Consider the following 17,150-nt stretch of genomic DNA (forward strand, 5'->3'; position numbering starts at 1 on the left):
TCTCTTCACTCGGCACGATGCTTCCCCTTCCACGGGTCCTTCCCCAGACCCGGTGCGGCCCCCTGGAAGCCGGCCGGCGCGCCGCCGGCGCCGGGGGCGGGGTCCGGCGGCTCCCGGTCCCAGGTCTCCTCCTGCTCCGCGTCGGCTCGCCGCTCCCCCGGGACCCAGGCCACGCTCAGCGCCCCGCCGATCATCGCGGCGAGGAATCCCATGAAGAAGCCGCCGAAGTTGGAGACGATCAGGGAGACCAGGGCCAGCAGGATCGTCGCCGCGCCGGCGAATATCCGCACGTGCGGCTGGAACCACATGGTCAGCCCGAGGACCAGCAGCAGTCCTCCGATGACCAGCGACCCGGCTCCCGCCGTGGTCGCCATGCGGATCGTGAGATCACCGAAGGTGACGCCCCGGTACGGGAACCACGCGATCGGCAATCCGGCGATCATGGTGAAGAGCCCGGCCCAGAACGGCCGCCGCCACCTGAAAGCGCGGAACGCGAGGCGCGCCCGGGTGAAAAGCGACATCTGGGACGGTTCTGCGGTGTTGGTGCTCACGGCACGTACTCCCCTGTGGAGCGGGTTCAGTAGCGGGACGCGCGATACGGCGGTGCTCGCGTGGACCCGGGGCAGAGACGGAGGCGCCGCTCTGCCCCAGGGCACGGGTCAAGCCGTCAGAAGCACTCGTTCTTGCCCCTGTGCAGGCTCAGGCTGAGGTCGCTGAGCTTGAAGCTGCCCGCGGAGGTGGCCCACGCGGTCTGCTCGACGTCCTCCAGGTAGGCCCTTTCGGCCTGCTGCGCGAAAGATCCGGGCAGGTACTGCCCCTCGGCCGGTTCCGGACCGTAGTCGTCCGAGGTGTGGCTGGCGCTGACACCGATGTCGATGTTGGTGAACGTGGCGTCGGTGTCGAGCTGTGAGAGATCGATGAAGAGGTTCTCGGCCTCCACCGGGTTGTCCGGGTCGGAGCCCGCACCGATCTTGAGGGTGACATCCCCGATCAACGGGATACCGGGGATGACGACGGACTGGCAGAGGTCCGTGATCGTCGCGCTGTCGAACGCGGACACCACGACCGGCTGCGCGTCCTTGCCGGCCGGCCTCACGACCGAGCCGTACTGGACCAGTCCGTAGCCGTCCAGCGTCTCCGCCGTGACCTTGAACTCCTGCCCGGACACACTGAACGAAGCGGCCAGCGCGCCCTGGGCGAGAGCGACGCCTATGACCGCGGTGGCGGCCACGCTCGGCACCATGACCAGCCCGAATCGCCGCCATCTAGTGCCGCCACGAGCCTGTGACTCCATGACTTTCCTCCTTCTCGGACGAACATCTCCCCGCGCCCGTCGATCGTCGTTCTACAAGTGTCGGACTTCGGGAGACGAGAAGCGTGTTGCCCCCGGGCTGCACCCCGGCGGCAGCCACTGTCCGCTGGTGATAAACGGCTCGCTGCGGACCAGGTCCCACCGCCCGGCGGGAACCCCCCTGGTCCGAGGCCGACACGTGGCTCCGTCGGCTTGGCCGATCGTGGTGCATCTCACGGCATGACACAAGGGGTTCGTTACTTGTGAGTAATAGTCGTGTGGCAGATCGCCAGGAAATGACCTTGCTTCGGCACGGAGTGTGCACATTCCGGGGAACCACACACAAGCATTAATCGGACGTAACCTCCCCGAAACCTCCACCTCTCCGCACAGAGAGTGATAGCGGCCGCGTTTACCAAGTTTTGGTAAAACACGGCCGCAAGTGAGCGTATGAGGATCCAGGGGCTCAGAAGAGCACACGCGCGAGCGCGCTCCGGGCCGCGATGACGCGCGGATCGTCACTACCGACCACCTCGAACAGCTCCAGCAGCCGGAGCCGGGCGGTGTCCCGTTCCTCCCCCGCCGTCCGCCGCACGGTGTTCACCAGGCGCCCGAAAGCGTCCTCCACATGGCCGCCGAGCAGGTCGAGGTCGGCCACGGCGAGCTGCGCCGCGACGTCGTCCGGCCGGTCGGCCGCGTCCTTGCGGACCCGGTCCGGGTCCACGTCCCGCACCCGGCCGAGCAGCTCGGCCTGAGCCAGACCGAGCTTGGCCTCCAGGTTCCCCGGCTCGTCGGCCAGCACGTTCCGGTACGCCTGCACGGCGCCGCCGAGGTCACCCGAGTCCAGCGCGGCGTGCCCGGCGGCCAGTGTGGGGTTGGCCGGGGGCACGGGCTCGGCGGGAGCCTCATGGGCCGCCGCGGCGCCCTCGGCGCCCTCGGGGTCCACAGGCGCCCCGACGATGCCGAAGCGCTGCTCGGCGGCCTGGATGAGCTGGTCGAGGACCTGACGGACCTGGGGCTCGGGCGCCGCGCCCTGGAAGAGCGGCAGCGCCTGCCCGGCGATCACCGCGAAGACGGCGGGAATGCCCTGCACACCGAACTGCTGGAAGAGCATCTGGTTGGCGTCGACGTCGATCTTGGCGAGCACGAACCGGCCGGCGTACTCCTCGGCCAGCCGCTCCAGCACCGGGCTGAGCTGCTTGCACGGCTGACACCACTCGGCCCAGAAGTCGATGACGACGGGCACCTCGGTGCTGCGCTGGAGCACCTCCTGCTCGAAACCGGCCTCGTCGACATCGATCACGAGCTGTGAGACGGCGGCGTCGGCGGGCGGCCCGCCCGCCGCCTGGGACGCTCGCTGAGCGCGGGCCTGCTCCGCCTTCTGCTTGGCCTCCGCGGCCGCCTTCACCGCGGAGAGGTCGACGGCTCCGCTCATGGACATGTTGCGTGGCTGCATGGGTCCAGTCTCCCCCCTCGGGAAGCCGTTCCGGAACGCGCGCCCGCGAGCCTTCACAGGCGCGCGCCCGGACCCGTTCCCGTGCCCGGTACAGCCAGGCCGGCCGAGCCCCCGGCGGGGCGCGGCTAGAACGTCGGCGGCTCCGTGTAGGTACCCCATTCGTCGCGCAGGACACCGCAGATCTCGCCGAGGGTGGCCTCGGCGCGGGCCGCGTCGAGCATCGGCTCGATCATGTTCCGTCCGGAGCGGGCGGCGTCGAGCAGCGCCGCCAGCGCCGCGCGGACGGCCGCGCCGTCCCTGGCCTCCCGGCGGGCGGCCAACGCCGCGACCTGGTCGCGCTCCACCTCGTGGCCGACGCGCAGGATCTCCAGGTCCCCGGTGACGGACCCGGTGTGCCGGTTGACCCCGACGACGTGCTTCTCGCCCTTCTCCAGCGCCCGCTGGTACCGGAAGGCCGACTCCGCGATCTCGCCGGTGAACCAGCCGTCCTCGATACCGCGCAGCAGCCCGGAGGTGACCGGCCCGATGGGGTGTTCCCCGGTCGGCACGGCCTTCCGGCCGCGCTCGATGATCTCCGCGAAGATCTTCTCGGCGTCGGCCTCGATCCGGTCGGTGAGCTGCTCGACATACCAGGAGCCGCCCAGCGGGTCCGCGACGTTGGTGACGCCGGTCTCCTCCATCAGCACCTGTTGGGTGCGCAGCGCGATCTCGGCGGCGCGCTCGCTGGGCAGGGCCAGGGTCTCGTCCAGGGCGTTGGTGTGCAGCGAGTTGGTGCCGCCGAGCACGGCGGCGAGGGCCTCGACAGCGGTGCGGACCACGTTGTTGTACGGCTGCTGCGCGGTCAGCGAGACGCCGGCCGTCTGCGTGTGGAAGCGCAGCCACTGGGCCCGCTCGCTGGTGGCGCCGTAGACGTCGCGCAGCCACCGCGCCCAGATCCGGCGGGCGGCGCGGAACTTGGCGATCTCCTCGAAGAAGTCGAGGTGCGCGTCGAAGAAGAAGGACAGGCCGGGGGCGAACGTGTTCACGTCCAGGCCGCGCGCGAGGCCGAGCTCGACATACCCGAAGCCGTCGGCGAGGGTGTACGCCAGCTCCTGGGCGGCCGTGGCCCCCGCCTCCCTGATGTGATACCCGGAGACGGACAGCGGCTTGTAGGCGGGGACGCGCTCGGCGCAGAACTCCATGAGGTCCCCGATGAGGCGCAGATGCGGCTCGGGGGCGAACAGCCACTCCTTCTGCGCGATGTACTCCTTGAAGATGTCGGTCTGGAGCGTCCCGTCGAGCACCGTGGTGTCGACGCCCTGCCGCTCGGCGGCCACCAGGTACATGCAGAAGACGGGGACGGCGGGGCCGCTGATGGTCATCGAGGTGGTGACCTCGCCGAGCGGAATCCCCCGGAAGAGGATGTCCATGTCGGCGGCGGAGTCGACGGCGACACCGCAGTGGCCCACCTCCCCCAGCGAGCGGGGCTCGTCGGAGTCCCGGCCCATGAGCGTGGGCATGTCGAACGCGACGGACAGCCCCCCGCCGCCCGCGCCGAGGATCATCCGGTACCGCTCGTTGGTCTGCTCGGCGTTGCCGAAGCCGGCGAACTGGCGGATGGTCCAGGTCCTGCCCCGGTACCCGGTGGGGTACAGGCCCCGGGTGAAGGGGAATTCGCCGGGCCAGCCGATGCGCTCGAAGCCTTCGTACCGGTCACCCGGGCGTGGGCCGTAGACGGGCTCGACGGGATCTCCGGAGAGCGTGGTGAAGTCGGCGTCCCGGGTGTGGGCCGCGTCGAAACGAGCCTGCCAGCGAAGGCGGCCCGCGGTGATGGGGTCAGCATCCATGGACGCCAATTTACTTGGACGTCCTAGTAAAAGTCGAGTGAAGAACCCCCGGAGGAGCTCCGGGGGTGATGTGGTTACGCCCCGACGGGCTCGGCCTCGTCCTCCGCCTCGACCAGCGGCAGGGTCTCGGCGGCGATTCTCCGCTCCACGACGAACGCCGCGAACGGGATCGTTCCCGCGACCAGCACCCACAGCAGCTTCCCGAACGGCCAGCGGGCCTTCTGGCCCAGGTCGAACGCGCAGACGAGGTAGACGATGTAGAACAGCCCGTGGACCTGGGAGACCACGAGCGTGACGTCCTCGCCCGTGTCGAGGCCGTACTTGAAGATCATGCAGGTGCAAAGGACCAGCAGCATCACGGCGGTGACATAGGCCATGACGCGGTACCGCGTGAGCACACTCCGCTTCATGTCGAAAAGCCTATCCGGTCATTCGGGGCGATCTTCCCCCGGTCCCGTCCCCCTCGAAGTCGCGGGCCGCCACCCGCAGCGGGCGCAGCAGCGCGAAGATCTCCCGGCATTCGTCGGCGTCGTAGACGCCGAGGCCGAAGTCGGCCGCCATCAGGTCACGGGTCGCCGCGTCGCACACCGCGCGGCCCTCGTCGGTGATCGAGGCCAGCGTGCCACGCCCGTCGTTCGGGTTGGGACGCTTGGTGACCAGACCGGAGCGGACCAGCCGGTCCACGGTGTTGGTGACGGACGTCGGGTGGACCATCAGCCGCTCGCCGATCTTGGACATCGGCAGCTCGCCCGCCCTGCTGAAGGTGAGCAGGACCAGGGCCTCGTACCGGGCGAACGTCAGCCCGTACGGCTTCACCACCGCGTCCACCTCGGCGAGGAGGATCTGGTGCGCCCGCATGATCGAGGTGATCGCGGCCATGGACGGCGCCGATCCCCAGCGCTGCTTCCACAGGTCGTCGGCGCGCGCGATCGGGTCGAACGGGAGGCTGAGCGGTTTCGGCACATCTGTGACCCTACCGGCTGGTCAACACGGTGGTTGGGCCGTTCCGGTTATTGATCCTCAGCCGACGCACGAACCCGAGCCCGAGCCCCACCCCGGTCCCGGCTCCTCCGCGCGCCTCCCGGGCCGGACAGGACTGACGAGCGGCCCGCTCCGTGTGGCTCAGGCGTTGACGACGCCCTCGCGGCGGGCGCGCGCCGCGATCACCGCCGCGTCCTGCGCCCGGCGCAGGCGGCGCTCGGCGAAGAAGCCGCCGAGGGGCAGCAGGCACATCAGCAGATACCAGCCGGCCGTCTTCGGCGCCCACTTGGTCCGGTTCCAGGCGTCGGCCCAGAACAGCACGTAGCCGATGAAGAGGAGACCGTGCACCATGCCCATCACGGGGACGGCGTCGAAGTCGGTGGTCCGCTTGAGCACGGAGCAGAGCAGCAGCAGGAGGAAGGAGACCGCTTCGGGAGCGGACACCAGGCGGAGCCTGCGCAGGGCGGAGGCGGTCTTGAGGTCCATCGGACGCACTCTCTTTGTCTGGACTCTGTACGGATTGTCTGGACTCTGTACGGACAGGGGCTTTTGTGAACAGACGCACAAGCTCCGCCATTGTCGCAGCCACCGCCGCTCGCCCTCCGGGCGGGCCCCCGCAGTTCGTTAGAGTTCCGACATGGAGACGGAAGCGGGCACCCGCTGGCTCAGTCAGGACGAGCAGCGCGCCTGGCGTACGCATCTGGACGTCACCAGGCTGCTCACGCACCAGTTGGAGCGGGACCTCCAGCCATTCGGGCTGACGATGAACGACTACGAGATCCTCGTCAACCTCTCCGAATCCGAGGACCACCGGATGCGGATGAGCGATCTGGCGGCGGCCACCCTCCAGTCCAAGAGCAGACTCTCGCACCAGATCACCCGCATGGAGCGGGCCGACCTGGTGCGGCGGGAGAACTGCGACTCCGACAAGCGGGGGTTGTTCGCCGTCCTGACCGAGCACGGCTGGACCACGATGCGCGAGGTCGCGCCGCACCACGTCGAGTCGGTGCGCCGCCACTTCGTCGACCTGCTGTCGGCCGAGGACCTGGCGGGGCTGCGGCGGTCGCTGGCGCCGGTCGCGGATCACCTGAGGATCAAGCGCGGCCGTCCCTGACGGCCAGCGGCAGCCGCAGCACGAACAGCGCGCCTCCCTCGGGGGCCTCGCGCACGGTGAGCGTTCCGCCATGCCCCGCGGCCACGTCGCGGGCGATCGCCAGACCGAGCCCGGCGCCGCCGTCGTCCCTGGCGCGGGCGTCGTCCAGCCGCACGAACCGCTCGAAGATCCGCTCGCGATCCCCCTCGGGCACCCCCGCGCCGTCGTCCGCGACCTCCACCACCGCCGTCGCCCCCTCGCGCCGGAGCGAGACGCGCACCTCGCCGGTGGCGTGGCGCTGGGCGTTGTCCAGCAGGTTGCCCAGCACCCGGGCGAGCCGACCACGCGAGCCGGTCACGTTCAGCCCGCCCGCCGTCCCGCCGGCGACCGCCGACCGCACGGGGTGGCGGTCACCGGTCCGCTGGGCCAGTTCCTCCGCGACGAACGCGGCCAGGTCCACGTCGCCGGCCTGTGGGCGCTCCCCCGCGTCGAGGCGGGCGAGCAGCAGCAGATCGGCGGCGAGGGTCTGGAGCCGGACGGTGTCCTGAACGGCGCCGGGCACGTCGAGCAGCGCGGGGTGGGCGGCCCCGACCTCCAGCTGGGTGCGCAGGCTGGCGATGGGGCTGCGCAGCTCGTGGGAGGCGTCGGCGACGAAACGGCGCTGCCGTTCGACGGAGGCTTCGAGGGCGGCGAGCGTCTCGTTGGTGGTCCTGGCCAGTCGGCCGACCTCGTCCCGGGCGGCGGGCTCGGGCACCCGGCGGGAGAGGTCCTGCGACCGGGTGATCGCGGCCATCTCGCGGCGGATGCCCTCGACGGGGCCGAGCGCCCGGCGGGTCACCAGCCAGGTGACGAGGGCGACGACGCCCAGCAGCAGCGGCACGCCGACGAACATGGAGGTGCGGACGCTGTCGAGTGCGGCCTGCTCCACGCCCAGGGGCGCCCCGGCGTGCACGACGGCCTCCTCGCCGCGGCGCGTGGTCACCTCCACCTCGGCGAAGAGGTATGCGGCCTCGTGGCCGTCCACCACGGCGCTGCCGGAGCGGACGCGGATGTCGTCGTCGATCTGGCCGGGTGCCAGGGTCGGCCCGTCGTCGCCGTCGTCATCACCGTCATCACCGTCACCGTCACCGTCACCGCCGCCGTCATCGCCGTCGTCATCACCGTCATCGCCGCCGCCGTCGGTCGGCCGGGGAGCGGGGCCGCGCGGGGTGACCTCGGAGGTGCCGGTGCCGGAGATCGCCTCCAGGTCCTCGCTCACCGCCCGCACCACGCCGTCCCGGTCCACGACCTGCACCGGGTGGGCGGCGTCCAGGTCGAGGTCGGCGAAGTCGGTCTCGGTGGCCAGTTGGGCGGCCACGTCGCGGGCCTTCACCTCAGCCTGAAGTGCCACCTGGTCGTCCAGGCTGGCGCGGAGCGTCACCAGCATCACCAGCCCGGCCACCACCAGCGCCACGGCGACCACGGCGGTGGCGCCGAGCGCGGCGCGGGCGCGGACGCTAGCCATGGGCGGCCACCAGCCGGTATCCGGCGCCGCGCACGGTCACGATGAGGCCGGGGCCGAGCTTGCGGCGCAGCGCGCTGATGTAGACCTCCACGATGTTGGGGTCGCCCTCGTAGGCGAAGTCCCAACTGTGCTCCAGGATCTCGGCCTTGGAGACCACCTCGCCGGCCCGGGTCGCGAGGTGCTCCAGCACGGCGAACTCCTTGGCCGTGAGCGCCACTTCGGACCCTCCTCGGCTGACCCGCCGGGCGGCCCGGTCCACGGCGAGGTCCCCGACCCGCAGCTCGGGCGCGGCTCCCCGGCCGCGCCGCCGCAGCAGCGCGCGGACGCGGGCGACGAGGACGACGTAGGAGAAGGGCTTGGTCAGGTAGTCGTCGGCGCCGGTGTCGAGCCCCTCGGCCTCGTCGTACTCGCCGTCCTTGGCGGTGAGCATCAGGATCGGGGTCTCGTCCCCGGCGGCGCGCAGGGCGGCGCAGACCCGGTAGCCGTTCAGGCCGGGGAGCATGATGTCGAGGATGAGGAGGTCGTAGGCGCCCTCGGAGGCCCGGTGCAGCCCGTCGGTGCCGGTGTGCACCACGTCCACGGCGAAGCCCTCGGCCGTCAGCCCCTGGGCCAGCGACCGGGCGAGCCGTCTCTCGTCCTCCACGATCAGCAAGCGCATGGGGCCAGCTTGGCAAACCGTTCCTGAAGACGCCTTCAGGTTGCTTCAGGTCCGCTTCAGCATCGATCCGCGAAGGTCGTGTCGTTGGCACCCGACGACCACCGGAGAAACAGCATGAAGCGCAACGTCATGATCGCCGCCGCCGTCGCGGTGACCGCCGTCGTCGGCGGCGGAACGGCGGCGAGCGCGGCACTCGGCTCGGACGACGAACCGGCCCGCGCCACGACGGAGAACGAGACGGGGAACGGGACCGGGAACGAGACCGAGGCGGTCGCCGCGCCGGCGGACACATCGGCCGGTTCCACGGCGGACGAGGCTCTGGCGACCGCCCTGGCCGACACGCCGGGCGTGGTGACGGAGATCGAACGCGGCGACGGCTGGGAGGTGGAGATCCTCGGCGACGACGGCGAGTGGTACAAGGTCCGGGTCGGCGAGGACGGCACGGAGGTGCTGGGCAGCCGCGTCGACACCGATGACACCGATGACGACGACGATGACGACGGGGACGACGACGCGGACGACCGCGCGGCGGCCGGGGCTGCCGGGATCGACGTGGCGGAGGCCGTCGCCCTCGCGGAGGCCGAGACCTCCGCGGTCCTCAGCGAGGCATCCCTGGACGACGGCCGCTGGAAGCTCGAACTGCGCGGCGACGACGGCCGGGAGCACGAGCTGACGATCGACCCGTCCTCGGGCGAGATCACGTCCCACGAACAGGAGACGGAGCGGGACGGCTCCGGGACCGACGACACGGACGACAGCGACAGCGACAGCAGCGACGACAGTGACGACAGTGACACTGACGACGACGACACCAACGAGAACGAGAACGAGAGCGACGACTGATGCCGGGGCGCTGCCCGCACGGCCCCGAGGGGTCGTGCGGGCGGCGCGCGTCAGTCGGTTTCCCGCACGCCCGCGATCAGTTCGTCCGCCGCCGTGTAGGGGTCCAGCTCGCCGGCGGTGATCCGGGCGGCCAGGGTGTCCAGGCGGCGGTCGCCGCGCAGGTCACCGATGCGTTCCCGCAGGGCCGTCAGGGCGATCGTCTCGACCTCGTGGGCCGCCCGGCGGGTGCGGCGGGTGGCCAGCTCGCCGTGCTCCTCCAGCCACGCGCGGTGCTTCTCCAGCGCCGCCACCACGTCGTCCACGCCCTCGCCGCGCGCCGCGACCGTTTTCACGATCGCCGGGCGCCAGTCGCCGGGGGCACGGGCCTCGCCCAGACCCAGCATGTGGTTCAGCTCGCGGACCGTCGCGTCCGCGCCGTCCCGGTCGGCCTTGTTGACCACGAAGACGTCGCCGACCTCCAGGATTCCGGCCTTGGCCGCCTGGATGCCGTCGCCCATGCCGGGCGCGAGCAGCACCACGGTGGTGTCCGCCTGGGAGGCGATCTCCACCTCCGACTGCCCGACCCCGACCGTCTCGACCAGGACGACGTCGCAGCCGGCCGCGTCCAGCACCCGCACCGCCTGCGGTGCCGCCCAGGCGAGGCCGCCGAGGTGGCCGCGAGTCGCCATCGAGCGGATGTAGACGCCGGGGTCGGAGGCGTGTTCGCCCATCCGCACCCGGTCGCCGAGCAGCGCGCCGCCGGAGAACGGCGAAGAGGGGTCGACGGCGAGCACCCCGACCCGTTTCCCCGCCCGGCGGTACGCGCTGACCAGCGCCGACGTGGAGGTCGACTTGCCGACCCCGGGTGACCCGGTGAGCCCCACGACGTAGGCGTGGCCGGTGTGCGGCGCCAGCGCGGCCATCACCTCGCGCAGCAGCGGCGAGGCCCCTTCCACCAGGGAGATCAGCCGGGCCACCGCTCTGGGCCGTCCCTCCCTCGCCTGGGACACGAGCTCCGCCACATCGACCGCACCCGTCGCCGCCACCGTCTCCGTCACCGCCGCTTTCCTCGTCGAACGCCCACTGCTCCTCGCTACCCGGCTACGCCTTGGGCACGCGCACGATCAGCGCGTCACCCTGGCCGCCGCCGCCGCACAGGCCGGCCGCGCCGACGCCGCCGCCGCGCCGCTTCAGCTCCAGCGCCAGGTGCAGCACCAGTCGGGCGCCGGACATGCCGATGGGGTGGCCGAGCGCGATGGCGCCGCCGTTGACATTCACCTTTTCGGTGCCGACGCCCAGGTCCTTCATCGACTGGACGGCGACGGCCGCGAACGCCTCGTTGATCTCGATCAGGTCGAGGTCACCGACGGTGAGCCCGGCCCGCTCGGCGGCGCGCAGGATGGCGTTGGCGGGCTGCGAGTGCAGTGAGTTGTCCGGACCGGACACGTTGCCGTGCGGGCCGATCTCGGCGAGCCACTCCAGGCCCAGCTCCTCGGCCTTGGCCTTGGACATCACGACCACGGCGGCGGCACCGTCGGAGATCTGCGAGGAGGAGCCGGCGGTGATGGTGCCGTCCTTGCTGAACGCCGGGCGCAGCTTGGCCAGCGACTCCTCGGTGGTCTCCGCGCGGATGCCCTCGTCCTGCGAGAACACCACCGGGTCGCCCTTGCGCTGCGGGATCTCGACGGGCGTGATCTCCGCCTCGTACAGACCGTTCTTCTGGGCGGCGGCGGCCCGCTGGTGGGACAGGGCCGCGACCGCGTCCTGCTCGGCACGGGTGAGGCCGAGACGGGTGTTGTAGTTCTCCGTCGAGGCGCCCATCGCGATGTTCTCGAAGGCGTCGGTGAGACCGTCGTACGCCATGGAGTCGAGCATCTCGATCGCGCCGTACTTGAACCCCTCCCGCGACTTGGGGAGCAGGTGCGGAGCGTTGGTCATGGACTCCTGACCGCCGGCCACGATCACGTCGAACTCGCCGGCGCGAATGAGCTGGTCCGCCAGCGCGATGGCGTCGAGCCCGGAGAGACACACCTTGTTCACGGTCAGCGCCGGCACGTTCATCGGGATGCCGCCCTTGACGGCCGCCTGCCGCGCCGGGATCTGCCCTGCCCCGGCCTGCAGCACCTGCCCCATGATCACGTACTGCACCTGCTCGCCCGCGATCCCGGCCCGCTCCAGCGCGGCCTTGATGGCGAAGCCACCCAGGTCGGCGCCGGAGAAGGTCTTGAGCGAGCCGAGCAGCCGGCCCATCGGTGTCCTGGCACCCGCGACGATCACGGAGGTGATGCCGTTGGCAGTTGTCATGGTGACTCCTCGGAGGAATCGGGAGTAAACGAGGGTTTACGTCAATCTACAGAGCGTGACGCGGGGGGTCACCGGCGCGTACGTGTGACAGTGCGCACGTTGCGCACCCGCCCACGAAGACGGTGCACTGGGGAGATGTTGACGCGAATCGATCACATCGGGATCGCCTGTTTCGACCTTGACGCCACCGTCGAGTTCTACCGGGCCACCTACGGGTTCGAGGTCTTCCACTCCGAGGTGAACGAGGAGCAGGGAGTCCGCGAGGCCATGCTCCGGATCAACGGTACCGACGACGGCGGTGCTTCGTACCTCCAGCTGCTCGAACCGACCCGCGACGACTCCGCCGTGGGCAAGTGGCTGGCGAAGAACGGCGAGGGCGTGCACCACATCGCGTTCGGCACCGCCGACGTGGACGCCGACGCGGACTCCATCAGGGACAAGGGAGTCCGGGTCCTGTACGACGAGCCGCGCCGCGGTTCGATGAACTCGCGCATCACCTTCCTGCACCCGAAGGACTGTCACGGAGTGCTCACCGAACTCGTCACTTCCGCCGCACAGGAACCTTCGGCCAACCCCTCCGGCCACTGACGTGGGCTGCCCCGGCCGGTAGAGTGGCCCAGCCGGGGCTGTGGGCTTCTCCCCCTCGTCCCGCGTTCGGCCGATGACCGGATGACCGGATCTGCTTCACCACGACCAGGGGACGGATGGGACCGCGCAGTGCGGGGCTACGACGCCTACCAGGCTGAGGACCACCTCTCGCAGCTCGAAGCCGAGATGGACCGGCTGAAGAAAGAGCGGGACAAGGCGGTCGACCACGCCGACGACCTCGGCTACCAGGTCGAGGTGCTGCGCGCCAAGCTGCACGAGGTGCGCCGCGCGCTGTCCCTGCGGCCTGTCTACGGTGACGTCTCCGCCCACGTCGAGCAGCTCCTGCGCACCGCCCAGCACCAGGCCGATCAGATGCGCGTGGACGCCGAGCGCGAGTTGCGCGAGGCCCGCGCGCGCACCCAGCGCGTCCTGCAGGAGCACGCCGAGCAGCGGGCCCGGATGGAGGCCGAGCTGCACGCCGAGGCGGTCGGCCGGCGCCAGCGTCTGGACGAGGAGCTGGCCCAGCGCCGTTCCACCGTCGAGTCCCACGTCAACGAGAACGTCGCCTGGGCGGAACAGCTCCGCGCCCGCAGCGAGTCGCAGGCCCGCCGGCTCCTGGAGGAGACCCGTGCGGAGGCCGAGCAGACCGTCGGGCAGGCCAGGGCCGAGGCGCTGCGGCTGACCGAGGAGGCCAGGGCGCGCTTCGCCGCGGAGGCCGAGGCGGCCCGTGCCGAGGCCGAGGAGCTGCTGCGCCGGGCCCGCGCCGACGCCGAACGGATGCTGGCCGCCGCCTCGGCGCAGGCCCAGGAGGCCACCGAGCACGCCGAGCGGCTGCGCACCTCCACCGCGCAGGACGCCGACACCGGGCGCCGCGAGGCGACCGCGCTGGTCCGCAAGGCCGAGGAGCGGGCGACCGAGGCGGAGAACGCGCTGCGCGCCGCCCGCGAGGAGGCCGAGCGGCTGCTGGCCGAGGCCACCGCCGAGGCGGAGAAGCGCCGGTCCAGCGCCGAGTCCGACTACGAGCAGCGCACCGCGACCGCCAAGGCCGAGGTCGCGCGGATGGTCAGCGAGGCCACCCGCGACGCGGACAACCGCCGGGCCGAGGCCCAGCAGGCGCTGGACGATGCCAGGGCCCGCGCCGACCAGGTGTTCGCCCAGGCGGCCGAGGAAGCCAGGTCCAGGTCGGCCGAGGAGTACGCGGCCCAGCTCGCCGAGGCGGCCCGCACCGCCGAGGAGGTGCTGAACAAGGCCGTCCAGGAGGCGCAGGCCACCACCCGGGCCGCCGCCGAGGAGGCCGAGCGGCTGCGCGCGGAGGCCGAGGCCGAAGCGGACCGGCTGCGCGCCGAGGCGCACGACGTGGCCGAGCAGCTCAGGGGCGCGGCGCAGAGCGACACCGAGGAGTACCGCGCCAAGACGGTCGAGCTCCAGGAGGAGGCGCGCCGACTGCGCGGCGAGGCCGAGCAGTTGCGCGCGGAGGCGGCCGAGGAGGGCGAGCGGCTGCGCGCGGAGGCCCGCCGCGAGGCCGTGTCGCAGATCGAGCAGGCCGCGGCCGGCGCCGAGGAGTTGCTCGCCCAGGCCAAGGCCGACGCGGAGGAGCTGCGTTCGACCGCGACGGCCGAGAGCGAGCGGGTGCGCACCGAGGCGATCGAGCGCGCCACCACGCTGCGCACCCAGGCCGAGCAAGCGCTGAAGAGGGCCCGCGTGGAGGCGGAGCAGCAGCGCGCCGAGGCCGGACGGCAGGCCGAGCGCACCACGCAGGAGGCCGAGGAGATCGCGCGGCGGATGCGCGCGGAGGCCAAGGACGCCGCGAAGGCCGAGCGCGACGCGGCGACCGCGGAGATCGAGCGGCTGCGCGGTGAGGCCGAGCAGCGGGTCGCGGCGGCCGAGGAGTCGCTGGTCCTGGCCCGGGCCGAGGGCGACCGGCTGCGGGCCGACGCGGGCGCGGAGATCGAGCGGATGCGGGCGGCTGCCGCCGAGCGCATCCGGGCGCTGACCGAGCAGGCGGAGCTGGCCGCCCAGCAGTTGCGCGACGAGGCGGCCACCGACGCCGCCCGGTCCCGCGCCGAGGGCGAGGAGCTGGCCGTGCGGCTGCGCGGCGACGCCATCGCCGAGGCGGATCGGCTGCGCGACGAGGCGCGGCAGGCGGGCGACCGGCTGCGGGCCGACGCGGCGGCGGCGGCCGAGCGGGCGGCGGCCGAGGCGGCCGAGGAGCTGATGGCGGCCCGCGACGAGGCGGCCCGGCTGCGCTCCGAGGCGGACGCGCTGATGGCGGACGCGCGCGAGGCCGCGCACCGCGAACGGTCGCAGGCCCGCGAGCAGAGTGACGAGCTGCTGGCGACGGCCCGCGCCCGGATGGACGACGCGGAGCGCCGCGCGGAGACCCTGGTGGCCGCCGCCGAGCACAAGGCCCAGCAGGTGCGGGACTCGGTGTCCGGGCTGCGCGAGACGGCCGAGGCGGAGATCGCCACCCACCGCGCCGAGGCGGAGCGCGAGGCGGCCCGGGTGCTCCGGGAGTCCGCCGAGGAGAAGGAAGCCGCCTCCGCGCTGGCCGAGCGGACCGTCAAGGAGGCCATCGCCGAGGCCGAGCGGCTGCGCACGGACGCCGCCGAGGAGTCCGAGCGGACCCGGGCCGAGGCCGACGCGCTCGCGGACCGGGCCCGCCGGGAGGCCGCCCGCAAGCGGAGCGAAGCGGCGGCGCAGGCCGATGAGTTGCTGGCGAAGGCGCAGGAGGAGGCGCTGCGGATCGCCGCCACCTCCGAGGAGCAGGCGGACACCATGGTGGCCGCCGCCCGCAAGGAGGCGAACCGCGTGATCAGCGACGCGCGGGAAGCGGGCGGCGAGCTCGTGGAGACCTCCCGCGCGGACGCCAACCGCCTGCTGGAGGAGGCCCGTCGGGACGCCGCCGCCATAAGGGAGCGGGCCGAGGAGCTGCGTGGGCGGATCGACGCGGAGGTCCAGGAGCTGCACGACCGGGCCCGCCGGGAGTCCGCCGAGCAGGCGCGGGCGGCCGGCGAGCGCGTCGACAAGCTGATGAAGGCCGCCGAGGAGCAGCGCGCGGAGGCCAGGGCGGTGGCCGAGAAGACCGTCGCGGAGGCCAACGCCGAAGCGAGTAAGGTACGTATCGCCGCGGTGAAGAAGGCGGAGGCGCTGCTGAAGGACGCAGAGCAGCAGCGGTCGGGGGTGCTGCGCGAGGCGCAGCAGACACGCGCCGAAGCCGAGCGGGAGGCCCAGCGCATGGTGGAGGAGGGCAAGCGTGAGCTGGACAAGCTTGCCCGCAGGCGTGAGGACATCAACGCCGAGATCTCCCGGGTGCAGGACGTGTTGGAGGCACTTGAGTCCTTCGAGGCGCCCAAGCCGGGTGGCAAGGGCACCGGCACGGTCACCGCGGGCGCCGGGGCGCCCCGGTCGGGCGGGAAGCGACCCGGCGGCTGACGGTCCGGATGAGCGCGCCGAGCGGAGGGAGCGTACATTCTCCACACAGAAACGCGTTCCGCTCGAAGACACGCTGGTTCGCCCCCTAGGATGATGCTCCCGAGGGCATGGACCCGTCTGAAGCGAAGGCTTAGGAGCTCGACCGCGAAGCGCTGAACGCCCAGGCCCCCCAGATCACCAACCGACTCACCCGTCTGGAATCGACAGGAACTTCATGAGCAGCGAACAATCCTCCCCCTTCGGCTTCGAGCTCGTGCGGCGCGGCTACGAGCGCAGCCAGGTTGACGACCGCATCGCGAAGCTCGTCGCCGACCGGGACAGCGCCCTGGCCCGTATCACCTCCCTTGAGAAGCGGATCGAGGAGCTCCACCTCGAAACGCAGAACGCCCAGGCCCAGATCAGCGACGCCGAGCCGTCGTACGCGGGCCTCGGGGCCCGGGTCGAGAAGATCCTCCGCCTTGCCGAGGAAGAGGCGAAGGACCTGCGCGAGGAGGCCCGGCGGGCCGCCGAGCAGCACCGGGAGCTGGCCGAGGGCGCCGCGCAGCAGGTGCGCAACGACGCCGAGGCGTATGCCGCCGAGCGCAAGGCCAAGGCCGAGGAAGACGGCTCGCGCATCGTCGAGAAGGCGCAGGGAGACGCCGCCGCGACGCGCGCCGAGGCCGACAAGGACGCCCAGGCCAAGCGGGAGGAGGCCGAGGCGCTCTTCGAGGACACCCGCGCCAAGGCCGCCCAGGCCGCGGCCGACTTCGAGACGAACCTGGCCAAGCGCCGCGAGCAGTCCGAGCGCGACCTGGCGTCGCGTCAGGCCAAGGCCGAGAAGCGCCTCGCGGAGATCGAGCACCGCGCCGAGCAGCTCCGCCTGGAGGCGGAGAAGCTGCGCACGGACGCCGAGCGCCGCGCCCGCCAGACCGTCGAGACCGCGCAGCGGCAGGCCGAGGACATCGTGGCCGACGCCAACGCCAAGGCCGACCGCATCCGCAGCGAGTCCGAGCGCGAGCTGGCCGCCCTGACCAACCGCCGCGACAGCATCAACGCCCAGCTCACCAACGTGCGCGAGATGCTGGCCACCCTCACGGGTGCGCAGGTCGCCGCCGCCACGCTGGGCGACGACGACGTGGACGAGGGTCTGTCGAAGGGTGTGCCCGCGCAGCAGTCCCGCTGACGCGACATGACGCGGTGCGGCGCGGCGGCGCCG

General features: G+C 72.2%; 16 protein-coding genes. 5 read left to right on the plus strand and 11 right to left on the minus strand.

What is annotated here, in order from left to right; translation table 11 throughout:
- Positions 1–5: 5 nt before the first annotated feature.
- From OIE51_RS07840 to OIE51_RS07870, 7 genes are all read right to left on the minus strand, one after another.
- The gene (locus tag OIE51_RS07840) at positions 6–521 is read right to left on the minus strand and encodes a DUF6114 domain-containing protein (protein WP_326600538.1); all 516 of its coding nucleotides are present in this window, start codon (positions 519–521) and stop codon (positions 6–8) included.
- A 146-nt stretch (positions 522–667) separates the two neighbouring features.
- Positions 668–1,294 carry a DUF6230 family protein gene (locus tag OIE51_RS07845; RefSeq protein WP_326596473.1) on the minus strand — a complete coding sequence of 209 codons (627 nt, stop codon included), beginning with the start codon at positions 1,292–1,294 and terminating at the stop codon, positions 668–670.
- 463 nt (positions 1,295–1,757) lie between these two features.
- Entirely contained in the window at positions 1,758–2,747 is a 990-nt protein-coding gene (locus OIE51_RS07850; RefSeq protein ID WP_326596474.1) for a tetratricopeptide repeat protein, read from the minus strand.
- A 125-nt stretch (positions 2,748–2,872) separates the two neighbouring features.
- Positions 2,873–4,573 (minus strand): acyl-CoA mutase large subunit family protein, encoded by a 1,701-nt coding sequence (locus tag OIE51_RS07855; protein ID WP_326596475.1) that lies wholly within the window; start codon positions 4,571–4,573, stop codon positions 2,873–2,875.
- A 74-nt stretch (positions 4,574–4,647) separates the two neighbouring features.
- Positions 4,648–4,983, minus strand: coding sequence for a DUF3817 domain-containing protein (locus OIE51_RS07860; protein ID WP_326596476.1), 336 nt, complete (start codon positions 4,981–4,983; stop codon positions 4,648–4,650).
- 10 nt (positions 4,984–4,993) lie between these two features.
- Positions 4,994–5,536, minus strand: a complete 543-nt coding sequence (locus tag OIE51_RS07865) for a MarR family winged helix-turn-helix transcriptional regulator (protein ID WP_326596477.1) — start codon at positions 5,534–5,536, stop codon at positions 4,994–4,996.
- Positions 5,537–5,695: 159 nt separating this feature from the next.
- On the minus strand, positions 5,696–6,040 hold the full coding sequence (locus OIE51_RS07870; RefSeq protein WP_326596478.1) for a DUF3817 domain-containing protein: 345 nt from the start codon (positions 6,038–6,040) through the stop codon (positions 5,696–5,698).
- A gap of 151 nt (positions 6,041–6,191) precedes the next feature.
- Between OIE51_RS07870 and OIE51_RS07875 the strand changes: the two genes are divergently transcribed.
- The gene (locus OIE51_RS07875; protein WP_326596479.1) at positions 6,192–6,668 is read left to right on the plus strand and encodes a MarR family winged helix-turn-helix transcriptional regulator; all 477 of its coding nucleotides are present in this window, start codon (positions 6,192–6,194) and stop codon (positions 6,666–6,668) included.
- Here OIE51_RS07875 and OIE51_RS07880 read toward each other — a convergent pair.
- A complete protein-coding gene (locus OIE51_RS07880; RefSeq protein ID WP_326596480.1) occupies positions 6,649–8,151 on the minus strand; it encodes a sensor histidine kinase in 1,503 nt (500 codons plus the stop codon). The two genes, OIE51_RS07875 and OIE51_RS07880, sit on opposite strands and share 20 nt — an antisense overlap.
- Entirely contained in the window at positions 8,144–8,809 is a 666-nt protein-coding gene (locus OIE51_RS07885; protein WP_326596481.1) for a response regulator transcription factor, read from the minus strand. The genes OIE51_RS07880 and OIE51_RS07885 overlap by 8 nt, the downstream gene beginning before the upstream one ends.
- 114 nt (positions 8,810–8,923) lie before the next feature.
- Between OIE51_RS07885 and OIE51_RS07890 the strand changes: the two genes are divergently transcribed.
- Positions 8,924–9,652, plus strand: coding sequence for a PepSY domain-containing protein (locus tag OIE51_RS07890; protein WP_326596482.1), 729 nt, complete (start codon positions 8,924–8,926; stop codon positions 9,650–9,652).
- Positions 9,653–9,702: 50 nt separating this feature from the next.
- Here OIE51_RS07890 and meaB read toward each other — a convergent pair whose 3' ends face one another.
- Together meaB and OIE51_RS07900 are read right to left on the minus strand one after the other, a co-directional pair.
- The gene (gene meaB / locus OIE51_RS07895; RefSeq protein ID WP_326596483.1) at positions 9,703–10,689 is read right to left on the minus strand and encodes a methylmalonyl Co-A mutase-associated GTPase MeaB; all 987 of its coding nucleotides are present in this window, start codon (positions 10,687–10,689) and stop codon (positions 9,703–9,705) included.
- A 43-nt stretch (positions 10,690–10,732) separates the two neighbouring features.
- Complete coding sequence (locus OIE51_RS07900) at positions 10,733–11,935, minus strand: acetyl-CoA C-acetyltransferase (protein WP_326596484.1); 1,203 nt, start codon at positions 11,933–11,935, stop codon at positions 10,733–10,735.
- Between the two features lie 135 nt (positions 11,936–12,070).
- Between OIE51_RS07900 and mce the strand changes: the two genes are divergently transcribed.
- From mce to OIE51_RS07915, 3 genes are all read left to right on the plus strand, one after another.
- Complete coding sequence (gene mce, locus OIE51_RS07905) at positions 12,071–12,523, plus strand: methylmalonyl-CoA epimerase (protein ID WP_326596485.1); 453 nt, start codon at positions 12,071–12,073, stop codon at positions 12,521–12,523.
- A 129-nt stretch (positions 12,524–12,652) separates the two neighbouring features.
- Positions 12,653–15,955 carry a hypothetical protein gene (locus tag OIE51_RS07910; protein ID WP_326596486.1) on the plus strand — a complete coding sequence of 1,101 codons (3,303 nt, stop codon included), beginning with the start codon at positions 12,653–12,655 and terminating at the stop codon, positions 15,953–15,955.
- Positions 15,956–16,169: 214 nt separating this feature from the next.
- The gene (locus OIE51_RS07915; RefSeq protein WP_326596487.1) at positions 16,170–17,117 is read left to right on the plus strand and encodes a cellulose-binding protein; all 948 of its coding nucleotides are present in this window, start codon (positions 16,170–16,172) and stop codon (positions 17,115–17,117) included.
- The last annotated feature ends 33 nt before the right edge of the window (positions 17,118–17,150 follow it).

The sequence above is a fragment of the Streptomyces sp. NBC_01803 genome, from assembly GCF_035917415.1.
Taxonomy (GTDB): Bacteria; Actinomycetota; Actinomycetes; order Streptomycetales; family Streptomycetaceae; genus Streptomyces.

Excerpts from the sequence above, each read along its gene's own strand:
- OIE51_RS07840 (WP_326600538.1), bottom strand. The coding sequence starts at position 521 with ATGTCGCTTTTCACCCGGGCGCGCCTCGCGTTCCGCGCTTTCAGGTGG.
- OIE51_RS07845 (WP_326596473.1), bottom strand. The coding sequence starts at position 1,294 with ATGGAGTCACAGGCTCGTGGCGGCACTAGATGGCGGCGATTCGGGCTG.
- OIE51_RS07850 (WP_326596474.1), bottom strand. The coding sequence starts at position 2,747 with ATGCAGCCACGCAACATGTCCATGAGCGGAGCCGTCGACCTCTCCGCG.
- OIE51_RS07855 (WP_326596475.1), bottom strand. The coding sequence starts at position 4,573 with ATGGATGCTGACCCCATCACCGCGGGCCGCCTTCGCTGGCAGGCTCGT.
- OIE51_RS07860 (WP_326596476.1), bottom strand. The coding sequence starts at position 4,983 with ATGAAGCGGAGTGTGCTCACGCGGTACCGCGTCATGGCCTATGTCACC.
- OIE51_RS07870 (WP_326596478.1), bottom strand. The coding sequence starts at position 6,040 with ATGGACCTCAAGACCGCCTCCGCCCTGCGCAGGCTCCGCCTGGTGTCC.
- OIE51_RS07875 (WP_326596479.1), top strand. The coding sequence starts at position 6,192 with ATGGAGACGGAAGCGGGCACCCGCTGGCTCAGTCAGGACGAGCAGCGC.
- OIE51_RS07880 (WP_326596480.1), bottom strand. The coding sequence starts at position 8,151 with ATGGCTAGCGTCCGCGCCCGCGCCGCGCTCGGCGCCACCGCCGTGGTC.
- OIE51_RS07885 (WP_326596481.1), bottom strand. The coding sequence starts at position 8,809 with ATGCGCTTGCTGATCGTGGAGGACGAGAGACGGCTCGCCCGGTCGCTG.
- OIE51_RS07890 (WP_326596482.1), top strand. The coding sequence starts at position 8,924 with ATGAAGCGCAACGTCATGATCGCCGCCGCCGTCGCGGTGACCGCCGTC.
- OIE51_RS07900 (WP_326596484.1), bottom strand. The coding sequence starts at position 11,935 with ATGACAACTGCCAACGGCATCACCTCCGTGATCGTCGCGGGTGCCAGG.
- mce (WP_326596485.1), top strand. The coding sequence starts at position 12,071 with ATGTTGACGCGAATCGATCACATCGGGATCGCCTGTTTCGACCTTGAC.
- OIE51_RS07915 (WP_326596487.1), top strand. The coding sequence starts at position 16,170 with ATGAGCAGCGAACAATCCTCCCCCTTCGGCTTCGAGCTCGTGCGGCGC.